The sequence below is a fragment of the Tessaracoccus oleiagri genome, from assembly GCF_900103275.1.
GTDB classification, from domain to species: Bacteria; Actinomycetota; Actinomycetes; order Propionibacteriales; family Propionibacteriaceae; genus Arachnia; species Arachnia oleiagri.
Genome location: NZ_FNGP01000005.1, coordinates 184,590 through 198,991, shown reverse-complemented (window position 1 = coordinate 198,991; position 14,402 = coordinate 184,590). Strand labels below are relative to the sequence as shown.

15 protein-coding genes and 4 tRNA genes are annotated in these 14,402 nt (G+C 69.2%); 13 read left to right on the top strand and 6 right to left on the bottom strand.

Annotation, left to right across the window (positions count from 1 at the left end):
* Positions 1-13 precede the first annotated feature (13 nt).
* The 4 genes from BLR46_RS13290 to BLR46_RS13275 all read right to left on the bottom strand — a co-directional run bounded on the left by BLR46_RS13290 (position 14) and on the right by BLR46_RS13275 (position 2,186).
* On the bottom strand, positions 14-808 hold the full coding sequence (locus BLR46_RS13290; protein WP_245701711.1) for a TIM barrel protein: 795 nt from the start codon (positions 806-808) through the stop codon (positions 14-16).
* Positions 805-1,224, bottom strand: coding sequence for a peptide-methionine (R)-S-oxide reductase MsrB (gene msrB, locus BLR46_RS13285; RefSeq protein WP_093253125.1), 420 nt, complete (start codon positions 1,222-1,224; stop codon positions 805-807). Before msrB ends, BLR46_RS13290 begins: the two co-directional genes overlap by 4 nt.
* A gap of 63 nt (positions 1,225-1,287) precedes the next feature.
* A complete protein-coding gene (locus BLR46_RS13280; protein WP_093253123.1) occupies positions 1,288-2,085 on the bottom strand; it encodes a sirohydrochlorin chelatase in 798 nt (265 codons plus the stop codon).
* 26 nt (positions 2,086-2,111) lie between these two features.
* Positions 2,112-2,186, bottom strand: a tRNA-Val gene (locus BLR46_RS13275).
* Between the two features lie 232 nt (positions 2,187-2,418).
* Here BLR46_RS13275 and BLR46_RS13270 point away from each other — a divergent pair.
* From BLR46_RS13270 to BLR46_RS13255, 4 genes are all read left to right on the top strand, one after another.
* A tRNA-Gly gene (locus tag BLR46_RS13270) sits at positions 2,419-2,491 on the top strand.
* A gap of 45 nt (positions 2,492-2,536) precedes the next feature.
* Positions 2,537-2,607, top strand: a tRNA-Cys gene (locus BLR46_RS13265).
* Position 2,608: 1 nt separating this feature from the next.
* A tRNA-Val gene (locus BLR46_RS13260) sits at positions 2,609-2,683 on the top strand.
* A gap of 105 nt (positions 2,684-2,788) precedes the next feature.
* A complete protein-coding gene (locus BLR46_RS13255) occupies positions 2,789-3,697 on the top strand; it encodes an alpha/beta hydrolase (RefSeq protein WP_218118468.1) in 909 nt (302 codons plus the stop codon).
* Here BLR46_RS13255 and ltaE read toward each other — a convergent pair.
* On the bottom strand, positions 3,644-4,726 hold the full coding sequence (ltaE, locus tag BLR46_RS13250; RefSeq protein ID WP_176761780.1) for a low-specificity L-threonine aldolase: 1,083 nt from the start codon (positions 4,724-4,726) through the stop codon (positions 3,644-3,646). The two genes, BLR46_RS13255 and ltaE, sit on opposite strands and share 54 nt — an antisense overlap.
* 12 nt (positions 4,727-4,738) lie before the next feature.
* Positions 4,739-5,680, bottom strand: coding sequence for a polysaccharide deacetylase family protein (locus BLR46_RS13245; RefSeq protein WP_093253118.1), 942 nt, complete (start codon positions 5,678-5,680; stop codon positions 4,739-4,741).
* A 210-nt stretch (positions 5,681-5,890) separates the two neighbouring features.
* Between BLR46_RS13245 and BLR46_RS13240 the strand changes: the two genes are divergently transcribed.
* From BLR46_RS13240 to BLR46_RS13200, 9 genes are all read left to right on the top strand, one after another.
* A complete protein-coding gene (locus BLR46_RS13240; protein ID WP_093253115.1) occupies positions 5,891-6,937 on the top strand; it encodes a TRAP transporter substrate-binding protein in 1,047 nt (348 codons plus the stop codon).
* Positions 6,938-7,007: 70 nt separating this feature from the next.
* On the top strand, positions 7,008-7,664 hold the full coding sequence (locus BLR46_RS13235; RefSeq protein WP_093253113.1) for a TRAP transporter small permease: 657 nt from the start codon (positions 7,008-7,010) through the stop codon (positions 7,662-7,664).
* 2 nt (positions 7,665-7,666) lie between these two features.
* Positions 7,667-8,980: a TRAP transporter large permease gene (locus BLR46_RS13230; RefSeq protein WP_093253112.1), complete on the top strand. Its 1,314-nt coding sequence runs from the start codon at positions 7,667-7,669 to the stop codon at positions 8,978-8,980.
* Between the two features lie 69 nt (positions 8,981-9,049).
* Complete coding sequence (locus tag BLR46_RS13225) at positions 9,050-9,328, top strand: GNAT family N-acetyltransferase (RefSeq protein WP_093253111.1); 279 nt, start codon at positions 9,050-9,052, stop codon at positions 9,326-9,328.
* A gap of 73 nt (positions 9,329-9,401) precedes the next feature.
* Positions 9,402-11,420, top strand: a complete 2,019-nt coding sequence (thrS, locus tag BLR46_RS13220) for a threonine--tRNA ligase (protein ID WP_093253110.1) — start codon at positions 9,402-9,404, stop codon at positions 11,418-11,420.
* On the top strand, positions 11,420-11,962 hold the full coding sequence (locus BLR46_RS13215) for an HIT family protein (RefSeq protein ID WP_093253109.1): 543 nt from the start codon (positions 11,420-11,422) through the stop codon (positions 11,960-11,962). Before thrS ends, BLR46_RS13215 begins: the two co-directional genes overlap by 1 nt.
* The gene (locus BLR46_RS13210; protein ID WP_093253108.1) at positions 11,949-12,773 is read left to right on the top strand and encodes an LpxL/LpxP family acyltransferase; all 825 of its coding nucleotides are present in this window, start codon (positions 11,949-11,951) and stop codon (positions 12,771-12,773) included. The genes BLR46_RS13215 and BLR46_RS13210 overlap by 14 nt, the downstream gene beginning before the upstream one ends.
* A complete protein-coding gene (locus tag BLR46_RS13205) occupies positions 12,770-13,795 on the top strand; it encodes a glycosyltransferase family 4 protein (RefSeq protein ID WP_093253107.1) in 1,026 nt (341 codons plus the stop codon). The genes BLR46_RS13210 and BLR46_RS13205 overlap by 4 nt, the downstream gene beginning before the upstream one ends.
* Before the next feature lie 9 nt (positions 13,796-13,804).
* Entirely contained in the window at positions 13,805-14,401 is a 597-nt protein-coding gene (locus tag BLR46_RS13200) for a CDP-alcohol phosphatidyltransferase family protein (protein WP_093253104.1), read from the top strand.
* The last annotated feature ends 1 nt before the right edge of the window (position 14,402 follow it).

The following is a 14,402-nucleotide window of genomic DNA, read 5'->3' as shown; positions in this document are numbered from 1 at the left end:
GCCCGGGGAAGAGTCAGACGGTGAACGCGTCGATGAAGCGGTCGAGTGCCAGGTCCGGATCGGCCGAGGCGTAGGCCTCCATGGCGACGACCCCGGTGTACCCGGCGCCGTGCAGGGCACGCGCGATGGCGGGGTAGTGGATCTCGCCCGTACCCGGCTCGCGACGGCCCGGAACGTCGGCCATCTGGATCTCGCCCACCCAGGGCAGGGCCTCGAGCGTGAGCTCGACGAGGTTCCCCTCGCCGATCTGGGCGTGGTAGAGGTCGAGGTTGAGGCGCAGGTTTGGGTGGTCGACCGAGCGGACCAGTGCCAGCGTCTCGCCCGCGCGCGCGAACGGGGTGCCGGGATGGTCGACGGTCAGGTTGAGGTTCTCCAGCGTGAACACGCGGCCGGCGTCCGCACCGAGTTCCGCGAGCGCTTCGAGCGTCCTGGCCGCGGCGAGCCAGTCGGCACCCGAGGTGGAGTGCCGCGGTCGGACCGGTAGCCCGTTCGGGGCGAGCCCTGTGCCGTGCACGTTGAGTCGGGGGACGTCGAGGCGCTCCGCAGCCTCCAGCGCGAGCCGGGCGGTGCGCAGGAGCTCCTTGGCCCCGTCGGCGTCGACCAGTTCACCGGTCAGGTAACCGGTCATCGACGTGACCGGGACTCCGGTGGCGACGATGGCGTCCAGGTCCTTCGTCGACCAGTCCCACATCTCCGCCTCGAGCCCCTTCGCGCGGATGCGGGGGAGCCGCTCCACGAACGGGAGGTCCGTGTACAGCATCTCCGCGCACGCGGCCAGCGTGAACGGGCTGATGCGCGCGGTGCTCACCGCTCGTGCAGCTTGATGCTGACGGAGTTGATGCAGTAGCGCAGGTCCGTCGGTGTGTCGTAGCCCTCGCCCTCGAAGACGTGGCCCAGGTGCCCGTCGCAGTTTGCGCAACGGACTTCGACGCGGGGACGTCCGGGGATCGAATTGTCCTGGAGGTAGCGGACGCGGTCCTCGGCCAACGGTGCGAAGAAGCTCGGCCAGCCACAGTGCGAGTGGAACTTCTCGCCGCTGGTGAACAGCTCCGCGCCGCAGCCCCGGCAGCTGTATGTGCCGGCGGTCTCGGTGTCGGTGTACTCGCCCGTGAACGCCCGCTCGGTGCCCTGCTCGCGCAGCACGTGGTACTCGAGGTCGTTCAGCTGCTCGCGCCACTTCTCGTCGGGCAGCTGGAAGGGCGCGATGTAGGTCTCTTCGCTCATGGGTACCGATTCTAGGCGGCACGCCAAGGCCGGTGCGCGGCGAGACCGCGGCGTGGCCACCGCTCAGCCGCGCCGCTTCCGGGCGCTGAGGAAGTGGTAGTCGGCGTCGACGACGACCGGCTGCGGGTGCCCGTCGAGGAGCTCCATCGCGCCGAAGGCGTAGCGGGCGAGGATCAGCTGGCTGAGGTGAGGGCTGCCGCCGATGGGCTTGGTGATCGCTATTGCGCCGGCCTTCTGCGCGGCGAGCGCGTGCGCCCGGTATGCGGGGCCGGGGGCTAGGAAGGTACCGCCGACGGCCACGAAGCGTCGGCCCTGGGCGCGCAGTGCGGCGACAGCGGCGGCGGTGGCCGACCCGTCGCCCTCCTCCACGGCCAGTTGCACCGGGAGCCGGTGGTGGGCGGACCACTGGCGGGCCCGCCGCGAGAGGAGCGCGGAGCCACGGGCGTCGCCGCCGGCCCGGGCGACGAGCACGAGACCGTCGAGTTCGAGCGCGGACCGTGCGTGCAGCGCCTCGCGCACGAGTTCGTCGAGGATGTTGAGCAGCTCGGTGGCCGGGCCGATCGGGCGCGAGACCAGCGACATGATGCCCCGTGACTTGGCTTCCTCCACCGCGACGTCGAACTCGGGCGCGTAGGCGGTGGCGGACCGGAGGTCGAGGGGCACGAACACCGCCTCGTGCACGCCGGCTTCGGCGAGACTGTCCAGCGCTTCGTCGAGGGTGGGCCGGGTGCCGAGCTCGGCCAGCGCGATGGGGAGGTCCGGGCGCCGGCGCTGCAGGAGTTCCTTGATGGTCTGCAGCGCCTGGCTCACGTCCGGGTTGCCGGTGGTGGTGTCAGCGAGGATGACCGCCGGTGCTGCCATGTTCGCCTCCTCCAGTTCCAGCCAACTGGTGGGTGATGGCGGGTTCGAACCGCCGACCTCTTCGGTGTGAACGAAGCGCGCTACCACTGCGCCAATCACCCAGCGAAGAGAAACTCTAGCGCAAGGTTGCCCAACACCGCGAACTGGAGGCCGAGCCGTGTCGCCCACGCGTGATGGAGGACCGCCATCCCCGGTTCCTTTGGGGTTCACCGTCGGTTCAACCGTCGTCCACGCGGGATTCAGGCGCCGTTCACGCTCGATTTGGCTTTCGCCGAAATGCTGCGCTATTGTTCTCAACGCGTCGGAAACGGCTCCACCCGGGACTGACGCACTGCGGACGTGGCTCAGTTGGTAGAGCATCACCTTGCCAAGGTGAGGGTCGCGAGTTCGAATCTCGTCGTCCGCTCGGAGAAGTCTCTCCCAGCTCCACATGGGGAGGTTGATCCCCTCCGGTGGAGTGGCCGAGAGGCGAGGCAACGGACTGCAAATCCGTGTACACGGGTTCAAATCCCGTCTCCACCTCGGGCGGTTGGCGCAGTGGTAGCGCGCTTCCTTGACACGGAAGAGGTCACTGGTTCAAACCCAGTATCGCCCACCATCACGTTCGGCCCCGACTGCGCGGTTCCACCCGCAGTCGGGGTCGTTTTCGTCTCCGGGGGCCCACGAGCGGCCGACGATCACGTTTCTCGAAGATGGATGCGGAATGAAGACGATGTTGGGTGCGGCCGCGTGGTTGGCCGCGGGAGTCGGGCTCGGCGTGGGGGCGCTCGCCGGGTTCACCACCTGGACGTTGAACGGGCCGCGGCGTCCCTGGCCGAACTACACCTTCACCCCGTTCGAGATGAGGGTCCACTCGGACGACGTCGCCTTCACCGCCGCCGACGGTGTCGCCCTGGCGGGCTGGTGGCTCGACCAACCGGAGTCCTCCACCGTCGTCATCTGCGCGCACGGGCACCGCGGGAACAAGTCCGACATGTTGGGGATCGGCTCCGGGCTGTGGCGGGCCGGCTACAGCGTGCTGCTCTTCGACTTCCGCGGCAACGGGGACTCCGGCGATGGTCCACAGTCCCTCGCCCATCACGAGCAACGGGACCTGACCGCGGCCGTCGACCTCGTGCGCGAGCGGCGCCCGGACGCCCGGATCGCTGTGGTGTCGTTCTCGATGGGCGCTTCCACGACCATACTGGCCGCCGCGGACGACCCCCGAATCGAGGCCATCGTCGCCGATTCCCCGTTCGCGACGCTGAGCGACGTCGTCGCGACGCGCTATCGTCGCCACCGCTTGCCGAGCGAGCCGCTCATCCCGGTGGCCGACCTCGTCAACCGGCTCCGCTACGGGTACGCCTTCGCCCAGGTTCGCCCACTCGACAAGGTCGATGCCCTCTCGCCCCGACCACTCCTGTTGCTGCACGGGACCGCCGACAAGGTGATCCCCTACGACCATGCGTTGCAGCTCGCCGAAGCCGCCGCGCCGGGGCCCGTCGAGCTCGTCGCCTTCGACGGGGCGGACCACTGCGGCGGCTACTTCACCGACCGGCCGGCCTACATCGCGCTGGTGTCAGACTTCCTTGAGCGCTCGCTGGGCACCCGCCCAGCGACGGACAGGGCCTGACGCGGGAGCGAAGAACTCCGCACACGCCTGGTCCACCAGGTCGATGGCGGCGTCGTCGATGTCCAGGTGCGTGACCCAGCGCATGGTGCCGTACCCGTCGCCGAGGATGATGCCCCTGTCGGCCAGGTGGCGGCGGAACGCGCTGACATCGACGTCCTCGTGTGGAGTCATGAAGACCATGTTCGTCCGCGCCTCGCCGGCGCCGAGAGGGGGGAAGGCACTAAGAGCCCGGGCAAGCCGGTCGGCACGTCGGTGATCGTCGCCCAGCCGGGCCACGTTGTGCTCGAGGGCGTAGATGCCCGCAGCGGCCAGCACGCCGGTCTGACGCATTCCGCCGCCGAGCATCTTCCGGATGCGCCGGGCCTTCTCGATAGTCTCCCGGGGTCCCGCGAGCAGGGACCCGACCGGAGCGCCGAGGCCTTTGGAAAGGCACAACGAGACCGTGTCGAACCACCCCGCGATCCAAGCGGGATCACGGCCGCTGGCGATGGCCGCGTTCATCATGCGTGCACCGTCGAGGTGCGTCGCGAGCCCGTGGGCGCGGGCGACGTCGGTGGCCTCCTGAAGGTAGCCGTCAGGGAGCACGCTGCCGCTGAAGGTGTCCTCCAGCGTCAGGAGCCGTGAGACCGGGTGGTGGAAGTCCGCCGGCTTGATCGCGCCGACGATCGCGTCCAGGGCGATCGTCCCGTCGGCCTCGTTCGGCAAGGGTTGCGGCTGGATCGAGCCCAGGACCGCGGCGCCGCCGCCCTCGTTCCGGTAGGTGTGGGCGTGCTGCCCGACGATGTACTCGTCGCCCCTGCCGCAGTGGGCCATGAGCCCGGCGAGGTTCGACTGGGTGCCGGTCGGGAAGAACAGTGCGGATTCCTTGCCGAGCAGCTCGGCGGCCATCGCCTCCAGCCGCTTGGTGGTGGGGCAGTCGTCGTAGACGGCATCACCAACCTCTGCGGACGCCATGGCTGCTCGCATCGCGCGGCTGGGCTTGGTCACGGTGTCGGATCGAAAATCCGCTCTGGAGGTCACCCGCGTCATCCTATTGCGTCGTCATCCTTCCGCGAGGAGCTGAGGCAGGGTGGCGAACTCGTAGCCGCGCTCGCGCAGGTCGTCGATGATGCCCTGCAGGGCGTCGGCATCGGGGGTCGAACGGTCGACCGGGTGTGCGCCGACGTGCATCAGCACGATGGCACCGGGCCGGAGTCCGTCGAGTATGCGTTGCCGCACCACGTCGGCCGTGATGCCCTCGGTGGTGCCCTTCCAGCCGACGGTGTCGATCGTCCACCGGATCGGGATGTACCCGGCGTCGTTCACCACCCGGATGTCGTAGTCCGTGCGGTCGCCGTAGGGGAATCGGAAGAGGGGAGCCGCGGCTCGCCCGCCCGCGGCGATGATCGAGTCCTCGGCCCGCCGCAGTTCTTCGCGGATCCCCTCGTCGGGGGTCTTCGAGAAGTACGGATGGGTGTCGCTGTGGTTGCCCACGGGGTGACCGGCGGCGACCATGGCGGCCACGTCGTCGGGGAAGGCCCTCGCGAACTGGCCGGTGACGAAGAAGGTGGCGGGCACGTCGTTGTCCGCGAGGGTGTCGAGGATCGGGGCGACGGCGGAGTTGTCGGCCCCTCCGTCGAAGGTGAGGGCCACGACGGGCCGCGCCACGTCGAAGCGTTCGATGTCCTGACCGCGCCAGCGGCGGACCAGGTCCGCCGAGGGTGGCGGGGCGGTCGTGGGCGTCCGGGTCGTGGGGGCCGGGGCGGCCGAGGGGGGAGTGACCGGTTCCGAAGTCGTCCGGCTCGGGGCAGGGGAGGAAACCGTCGGCGACGGCTCCGGCGGCTCGGCGGTGGCCGTCGGCGCGGCCGGCGCGGGCGACGAGACAGGAGGGGGAGGGGAGGAGACTTGGGCGACCGGGCTCGCCGGAGACGGGACCAGGGGTGCGGGGGCGCAGGCGGCGAGCGCGCAGGCGAGCGCCGCCCAGCGGAACGGTGACGATCTCATGTCGGCTCCTGGGACTACGGACCTCTCTTCAATTGTCCGCCCGGCGGGGCCTCCGAGGAGATAACGTTTTGGCAACACCGCCGCTCAAAGGCCTGCAACAACGGGGGCAACAAGTGGCACCTTGGGCGGCGACCTCGTTTCATTCTGAGAAACTCTGCGTCAAGATCCAATCCGGATCGCGCTTGCGGACGTTTCTCAAAGGAGTAGAACATGAAGCGCTCTAGGACGCTTTCACTCGGTGCCATCTCGGTCCTCGTGCTCGGCCTCGCGGCCTGCGGCGGCGGCAGCGGCGACGGTGCCGCCAGCCCCGACGCCACGGAGAACGGCGGCGGCGAGGCCTCCGGCGGCAAGACCATGCGCCTGTCGCTCAACCAGACCGAGGAGCACCCCTCGACCATCGCCCTCGAGTCGTTCAACGAGCGGCTCGCGGAAGCGACCGAGGACCGCTGGAGCATCGACGTCTACCCGAACGAGACGCTCGGCGCCCAGCAGGAGGCCCTGCAGATGGTCTCCAACGGCTCCGTCGACATGGCCATCGTCTCGGGCACCCAGCTCGAGAACCTCAACGAGGACTTCCTCGTGTTCAACATGCCGCTCGCGTTCGACAGCGTCGACCACCAGATGAGCGTCATCCAGGACCCGGAGATCGTCGGCGACCTCTTCACGTCGCTCGAGGACTCGCAGTCCATCACCGTGCTCGGCGGCTTCACGCAGGGCACGCGCTCGGTGTACAACACCGAGGGCCCGATCGAGACGCCCGCGGACCTCGCCGGCAAGAAGCTGCGCGTGCAGGAGTCCGACCTCCACCTGGCGATGGCCAAGGCCCTCGGCGCCGAGGGCACCCCGATGGCCTACGGCGAGGTCTACACCGGCCTGCAGTCCGGTGTGCTCGACGCCGCCGAGAACAACGAGGTCTCCTACTACACGGTCAAGCACTTCGAGGTGGCGCCCTACTTCTCGCGCACCAACCACCTCGTGGGGCTCGACTACCTGATCATCAACACCGACGTCCTGGCCTCGATGTCCGAGGAAGACCGCGCCACCTTCGACGAGGAGTGGAAGGCCACCATGGACGAGCACGTCCAGATGTGGAACGAGAAGACCGACGAGGCGGTCGCCCAGGCCGAGGCCGGCGGCGCGCAGTTCAACGACGTCGACACCGAGGCCTTCGCCGAGGCGCTGGCCGGGCTGCAGGACCAGTTCCTGACCACCGACTCGCAGAAGGCCCTCTGGGAAGCTGCGCGCGGCGGCGCCTGATAGATCCCCATCCCGTGCGGTGGTGACGGTCCAGCCGGGCCGTCACCACCGCATCATTGGAAGGAAACACATGACTGCAGTCAAAAAGGCGGTCGACAAGCTGCTCGCGGTCCTCGTCGCATTGCTGTTCGGCGTGCTGACCCTGGTGGTCGTCTGGCAGGTGTTCGCGCGCCAGGTCCTGAAGTCGGCACCCGCGTGGACCGGCGAGGCCGCGAACTACCTCTTCGTCTGGACGTCGATGATCGGAATCGCCTTCGTCTTCGGCGAACGCGGCCACATGGCGGTCACCTTCATCGCCGAGCGCGTCCCCAAGGCCGCTCGCTACGTCACCGCGGTGCTGATCCAGCTCATCATCATCGGCTTCGCGGTCCTGGTGCTGATCCTCGGAGGCTGGAGGAGCGCCGAGAACGCCTGGCTACAGAACTCGGTGTCCCTCCCGCTCAACATCGGTTGGACCTATGTGGTCATGCCCATCGCGGGTGTCTTCATCGTCTTCTACGCGATCATCCACATCATCGAGGACCTGCAGGGCAGGGGCCCCCTGACGGTCGACGACCCCACGAAGGCCCTGGAGCCCGAGCTGCCGGTGATCGCCGACGAGACCGTCGTCACGATGCTCGACGAGGGCCCGCAGGACACGACCACGAAGCTCGACGAGATCGAGGAAGAGAACGCCGAACGGCAGCCGCGTCGTGCCGGTGAGGCTGACCAGGAAGGGGGCCGCTGACCATGGATGCAGCAACGCTTGCCACGATCGTGCTGGTCGCGGGCGTCGTCATCGGGATCGTGATCTCGCTGCCCATCGGCGTGACCATCGGCGTCCCGTCGTTCCTGGCCATGATCGTAGTGGTCGGGGACATTTCGCTCGCCGCGGAGAACTCGGCGTCGCGGATGTTCACCGGCATCAACAACTTCACCCTGCTCGCGATCCCGTTCTTCGTCCTCGCGGGCGTCATCATGAACAAGGGCGGCATCGCCGGACGCCTGGTGGACGCCGCAAAGGTCATGGTGGGCCGCATGCCCGCCGGCCTCGCCCAGACCAACGTCGCCGCGAACGCCATGTTCGGGGCGGTGTCCGGCGCCGCGGTCGCGGCCGCCGCCGCCGTGGGCCAGGTCATGCACCCGCGCCTCGTCAAGGACGGCTACAAGCCTTCCTGGGCAGCTGCGGTGAACGTCGCTTCGGCGCCCGCCGGCATGCTGATCCCGCCGTCCAACACCTTCATCGTCTACTCGCTGGTCTCCTCCACCTCGATCGCCGCGCTGTTCATGGCCGGCGTCGGTCCGGGCCTGGTCTGGACGCTGGCCGTGGCCCTCGTGGTGCTGTTCACGTACAAGCGCAACCGCGTTGCCGACGCGGCGGCCGACGTGCACCCGACGTTCAAGCAGGCCGTGCTCGTGATCTGGCGGGCCATCCCGTCGCTGCTGATGATCTTCATCGTCGTCGGCGGCATCCTGTTCGGCTGGTTCACAGCGACGGAGTCCTCCGCGATCGCGGTCGCGTACTGCTTGGTGCTCAGCTTCGTCTACGGGACCGTCAAGGTGCGGGAGATCCCCGGCATCCTCATCGACGCGGGCCGCACCACGGCCATCGTCATGCTGCTGGTGGGCGTCTCGTCGATCCTCTCGTTCGTGATGAGCTTCGCGCAGATCCCGCAGATGATCTCCGAGGCGCTGCTGGGGCTCACCGACTCGCAGACCGTCATCCTGATCATCATGATGGTGATCCTGCTGTTCGTCGGCACCTTCATGGACCCGACCCCCGCCATCCTGATCTTCGTGCCGATGTTCATCGGCATCATCGACCAGTTCGGCATCGACCGGGTCCACTTCGGCACGATGATCGTCTACAACCTCTGCGTCGGCGTCATCACCCCGCCGGTGGGCAATGTGCTCTTCGTCGGCACCCGGGTCGCGGGCATCCGGCTCGAGCCGGTCATCGGCAAGCTGCTCTGGTTCCTGATCTCGATCATCATCGGCCTCTTCATCGTGGTCTTCGTGCCCGAGATCTCGATGTGGCTCCCGACCGTGCTCGGCCTTGTCTGAGCCATCCATCACCCGAAGGGGCGGTGTCGCTGCGGCGGCGCCGCCCCTTCGCGTCGGTAGGCTCCAGTCATGACCGACATCCGCAAGAACGAAGAAGCGCACCGGTACGAACTGCTGGTCGACGGCGAAGTGGCTGGCTTCAGCGAGTACCGCCAAGGCGTGGACAACGTGGTGGAACTGCCGCACACGGTGGTCGACCCCGCGCACGGCGGCAAGGGCTACGCCGGCGAGCTCACCCAGTTCGCACTCGACGACATCCGCGACCTGGGCGCCAAGGTGGTGCCGTCGTGCTCCTACGTGGCGCGCTACATCGAGAAGCACGACGAGTACAGGGACCTGCTGGCCTGACCCCACCGGCCCGGGTAGGCAATAATGGCAGTCGGCACCTTCGCCGACCGCCTCGACTACCAGGAGAACCAACATGAGTGGCGTCATCACCGTGCACCGCAACGAGACCGCGGAAAGCGTTGAGTTGACGACCACGACGACGGGGCTCGACCTCTTCGGCGACGACCGCTCCGTCGTGGCCATGAAGGTCGGCGGGCAGACCCTGGACCTGCAGCGCGAACTCAACGACGGGGACGTCGTAGAGCCCGTGCTCATCACTTCAGACGAGGGCCTGTCCATCCTCCGCCACTCCGCCGGACACGTGACCGCCCAGGCACTGCAGGAGATCTTCACCGAGGCCAAGCTCGGCATCGGGCCGCCCATCACCGACGGGTTCTACTACGACTTCCAGACGGAGCCGCTGACGCCCGAGGACCTCAAGGCCGTCGAGAAGAAGATGGGACAGATCATCAAGGCGCGCCAGCGCTTCGTCCGCCGGGAGGTCACCGACGAGGAGGCCCGCGCCGAGCTGGCCGGCGAGCCGTTCAAGCTCGAGCTCATCGCCGACAAGGGCTCGGCCGACGAGTCCGACGGGGCCTCCGTCGAGGTCGGCGCCGGGCAGCTCACCATCTACGACAACGTGAACCGCGACGGCTCGGTGGCGTGGAAGGACCTCTGCCGCGGACCCCACGTCCCGCACACCGGCTACATCCAGGCCGTCTCACTCATGCGTTCATCTGCCGCCTACTGGCGCGGAGACCAGCGCAACGCCAGCCTCCAGCGCGTCTACGGCACCGCCTGGGCGACGAAGGAAGACCTCAAGGCCTACCTGACCCGTCTCGAGGAGGCCGCCAAGCGCGACCACCGCAAGCTCGGCAACGAGCTGGACCTCTTCAGCTTCCCCGACGAGATCGGCTCCGGCCTCCCGGTGTTCCACCCCAAGGGCGCCATGATCCGGATGGAGATGGAGGAGTACAGCCGCAGGCGACACGTCGAGGCCGGCTACTCGTTCGTCAACACGCCACACATCACGAAGTCGAACCTGTTCGAGACCTCGCGGCACCTCGAGTGGTACGCCGAGGGCATGTACCCACCCATGCACATGGACGAGGAGCGCGACGCCGAGGGCAACATCACCCGCCAGGGTGCCGACTACTACCTCAAGCCCATGAACTGCCCGATGCACAACCTGGTGTACTCGAGCCGCGGCCGCTCGTACCGGGAGCTGCCGCTGCGGCTGTTCGAGTTTGGGCACGTGTACCGCTACGAGAAGTCCGGCGTGGTCCACGGACTCACCCGGGCCCGCGGCTTCACGCAGGACGACGCGCACATCTATTGCACCCGCGAGCAGATGAAGGAGGAGCTGACCTCGCTGCTCACCTTCGTGCTGGACCTGCTCAAGGACTACGGCATGGAGGACTTCTACCTCGAGCTCTCGACCAGGGATCCCGAGAAGTCCGTCGGCGACGACCAGACTTGGGAGGAGGCCACCCGGACGCTCGCCGAGGTGGCCGAGGCCTCCGGTCTGGACCTCGTCCCGGACCCGGGCGGCGCCGCGTTCTACGGGCCGAAGATCTCCGTCCAGGCCAAGGACGCCATCGGCCGTACCTGGCAGCTGTCGACCATCCAGCTCGACTTCTTCGAGCCGGAGCTGTTCGAACTCGAGTACACGGCCCCTGACGGTTCCCGCCAGCGGCCGGTGATGATCCACCGCGCACTGTTCGGCTCGATCGAGCGCTTCTTCGGCGTGCTGCTCGAGCACTACGCCGGCGCCTTCCCGGCGTGGCTGTCTCCCGTGCAGGTGCTGGGCATCCCGGTCGCGAGCGACTTCAACGACTACCTCGACGGGGTGCTCGGCAAGTTGCGTGCCGAGGGCATCCGCGTCGAGCTGGACGCTTCCGACGACCGCTTCGGCAAGAAGATCCGCAACGCGCAGAAGGAGAAGTTCCCGTTCATGCTGATCGCCGGCGGGGAGGACCGGGACGCGGGCAGCGTGTCGTTCCGGTACCGCGACGGTTCGCAGCGCAACGGCGTACCCGTCGACCAGGCGGTGGCGGAGATCGTCGAGTTCGTGCGGTCCCGGTCCAACCAGCCGCCCTCGGCGGGTGCCTGATGGCGCAGGAGGACAGCTCCGACTTCGCCGGCGTCCCTGACTCGTTCCAGCGGCTGTGGACCCCGCACCGGATGGTCTACATCGACGGTGAGGGCAAGCCCCGCGACGACAAGGAGTGCCCGTTCTGTGCGTCGCCGGCCCGTGACGACGAGGACGGGCTCATTGTCCACCGGGGCGAGCACGCCTACGTGGTGATGAACCTCTTCCCGTACAACCCGGGCCACCTGCTGGTCTGCCCGTACCGCCACTACGCGCGCTACATCGACTCCACCGCGGAGGAGACCCGGGAGATCGCCGAGCTCACGCAGCAGGCGATCCGGGTACTGGAGCGCGTCAGCCGGCCGAGCGGCTACAACGTCGGGATCAACCAGGGGGCCGTGGCGGGGGCAGGCATCGCCATGCACCTCCACCAGCACGTCGTGCCACGCTGGCAGGGGGACGTGAACTTCCTGCCCATCGTCGGCCAGACGAAGGCCGTACCCCAGCTGCTCTCCGACGCACGCGAGCGGCTGGCCGCCGCGTGGGGCGATGTCCGTCCCTGAGCGGATCTTCGCCCTCGGCGGCCGGCTGCCCGTGGCGGCGGCGGACGCGTTCGCCGGGGCGGTGGCGCCGCTGGCGGGGTCGCTGCCGATCCGCCCGCTACAGCAGTGGCGGGACAACGTCGAACGCGTCACCGGCACTCGCCCCGGCGCCGCGCTGACGCGTCTGGTGGTCGAGCGCTGGATGCGCAACAACCTCTGGTCCATGTCGCTGGGGCGCTGGTCCGACGCGCAGGTACTGGCCCGGGCGTCCGTCAGCGACGAGGAGGTCGACCGCCTGCGCACGTCCCTGGCCGGGAACGGGCTCGTCCTCGCCCTGCCGCACATGGGCTCCTGGGACTTCGCCGGCGCGTGGTGCGCCCGCGTCGGCATCCAGGTGGTGAGCGTCGCCGAGCGCCTGCCGAGGGGGCTGTTCGAACGGTTCCGCGACGCGCGCGCGGCCATGGGGATGACGATCTACGCCACCGACGAGCCCGACCTGTTCAGGAAGCTCTCCGACGACGTCGCCGCGGGCCGCCTCGTGTGCCTGCTCGCCGACCGGGACCTGAGTCGCCGCGGCGTGGAGGTGACGTGGCCGAGCGGCCTGCGCTCGACGATGCCGCCCGGCCCCGCGCTGCTGGCCCGCCGCACCGGCGCCGACCTGCGCGTCACGACCACCCACTTCGGCCGCCGGGACGTCCGGATCGCCGTGTCGGAGACGATTCCCGTCGACGGGGGAGCCGCGGCCACCACCCAGCGGCTCGCCGATCGGTTCGCCGCCGCGATCGCCGCCGACCCGGCCAACTGGCTGGTGCTGCAGCCGCTGGTCCGATGAGGATCGGGCTCGTCTGCCCGTACTCCCTGGATGTACCGGGAGGGGTGGCCACCCACGTCCTCGGCCTGGCGCGCTGGCTGGCGGGAGAGGGACACGACCCCTTCGTGGTCGCGCCTGGGGTGGATCCGGTTGACGCCGGTGTCGAGGTGCACCTCGTCGGCCCCGCCGTGGGCCTGCGCTTCAACGGGTCGACGGCGAACCTCGCCCTCCGGCGCCCGCAGTCGCGTCGTGCGGCCGAGTTGGTCCGTTCGGCCGAGGTGGTGCACGTCCACGAGCCACTCACCCCGGGCATCGCCTACGCGGCCGGGAGGGCGGCCCGCCGGCTGGTGGTCACCCACCACGCGCACTGGTCCGTCCCGGCGTGGGCCGGCGCGGCGCTGCGACGTCGGGCAAGGGCGCTGGGGGAGCGGACCAGCATCGCGGTGTCCCCGGCGGCCGCCGTCACCGCGCGGGCGGCGACGGGTGTCGAGCCGCTCGTGATCCCCAACGCCATCGAACTGCCGCCCCGCCGCGAGTCCCGGCCCGCGGCGCCACCAGTGGTGCTGTTCGTCGGACGCCGGGACGATCCCCGCAAGGGCTTCCGCGTGTTCGAGGGCGTGGCCTCGGAACTGGCCGCGGAGGCGCGCTTCGTCGCGGTCGGCCCCGGGCGCGGCTCGGATGCGTCGGTGGAGACGCACGGCCAGTTGTCCGCTGCGGAGCTCGCCGGATGGCTCGACTCGGCGTCGGTGGTCGTCGCGCCCAACCTCGGTGGGGAGTCGTTCGGGCTCGTCCTCGTGGAGGCGCTCGCCCACGGCTGCGCGTTGGTCGCCTCGTCGCTGCCGGCGTTCCGCGAGGTCGTGGGCGACGGGCCGGTGGTGGAGTGGTTCCCGCCGGGCGATGTGCCGGCGGCCGCCTCCGCGGTGCGGAGCATGTTGTCACACGGACGCGGCGGGGAGGCGGCGCGGGACATCGCCCGGCGCTTCTCGTGGGAGGCTGTCGGGCCCTCGGTGCTGCGCTGCTACCGGCGGGCGCTGCTCGGCTAGGGTGGAGAGGTGCAAGAGCAGGAATTCGACACGGACCGGGTCCTGACCGTCCCGAACCTCCTGTCCTTCGCGCGCCTCGCCGCCATCCCCGTGTTCACATGGTTGATCGTCGCCGAGCACAACGTGGCGGCCGTCATCATCCTGGCGGCCTCGGCGGTGACCGACTGGTTCGACGGGTTCCTCGCCCGCCGCCTGCGGCAGCGGACGCGTCTCGGCGCCCAGCTCGACCCGGTCACGGACCGTCTCTACATCCTCGCCACGATCCTCGCGATGGCGTACCGGGACATCATCCCCTGGTGGTTCGTGGCCGTGCTGCTGGCCCGGGACCTCATGCTCTTGGCGCTGCTGCCCGTCATCCGACGCGTAGGCAGGGACTCCCTGCGGGTCAACTACGTGGGCAAGGCCGGCACCTTCGCGCTCCTGCTGGCGTTCCCGCTCATCCTCCTCGGGTCGCCGGACGCGCTCGACGTCTCCGTGGCCCGCGTCGCAGGCTGGGTCATCGGACTGGTCGGCGCGGTCCTCTACTGGGCGGCGGGCTTCCTCTACCTGCGGGCGACCCGGGAGCTGGTCCACCACTCCAGGCGGTCGCAACTCGGGCAGGAGTAGC

Bases quoted from the DNA above. Each gene is read 5' to 3' on its own strand.
- BLR46_RS13240 (WP_093253115.1), top strand. From the start codon at position 5,891: ATGAAGCGCTCTAGGACGCTTTCACTCGGTGCCATCTCGGTCCTCGTG.
- BLR46_RS13280 (WP_093253123.1), bottom strand. From the start codon at position 2,085: ATGGCAGCACCGGCGGTCATCCTCGCTGACACCACCACCGGCAACCCG.
- BLR46_RS13225 (WP_093253111.1), top strand. From the start codon at position 9,050: ATGACCGACATCCGCAAGAACGAAGAAGCGCACCGGTACGAACTGCTG.
- BLR46_RS13215 (WP_093253109.1), top strand. From the start codon at position 11,420: ATGGCGCAGGAGGACAGCTCCGACTTCGCCGGCGTCCCTGACTCGTTC.
- BLR46_RS13205 (WP_093253107.1), top strand. From the start codon at position 12,770: ATGAGGATCGGGCTCGTCTGCCCGTACTCCCTGGATGTACCGGGAGGG.
- BLR46_RS13230 (WP_093253112.1), top strand. From the start codon at position 7,667: ATGGATGCAGCAACGCTTGCCACGATCGTGCTGGTCGCGGGCGTCGTC.
- BLR46_RS13255 (WP_218118468.1), top strand. From the start codon at position 2,789: ATGAAGACGATGTTGGGTGCGGCCGCGTGGTTGGCCGCGGGAGTCGGG.
- BLR46_RS13210 (WP_093253108.1), top strand. From the start codon at position 11,949: ATGTCCGTCCCTGAGCGGATCTTCGCCCTCGGCGGCCGGCTGCCCGTG.
- ltaE (WP_176761780.1), bottom strand. From the start codon at position 4,726: ATGACGCGGGTGACCTCCAGAGCGGATTTTCGATCCGACACCGTGACC.
- msrB (WP_093253125.1), bottom strand. From the start codon at position 1,224: ATGAGCGAAGAGACCTACATCGCGCCCTTCCAGCTGCCCGACGAGAAG.
- thrS (WP_093253110.1), top strand. From the start codon at position 9,402: ATGAGTGGCGTCATCACCGTGCACCGCAACGAGACCGCGGAAAGCGTT.
- BLR46_RS13235 (WP_093253113.1), top strand. From the start codon at position 7,008: ATGACTGCAGTCAAAAAGGCGGTCGACAAGCTGCTCGCGGTCCTCGTC.
- BLR46_RS13245 (WP_093253118.1), bottom strand. From the start codon at position 5,680: ATGAGATCGTCACCGTTCCGCTGGGCGGCGCTCGCCTGCGCGCTCGCC.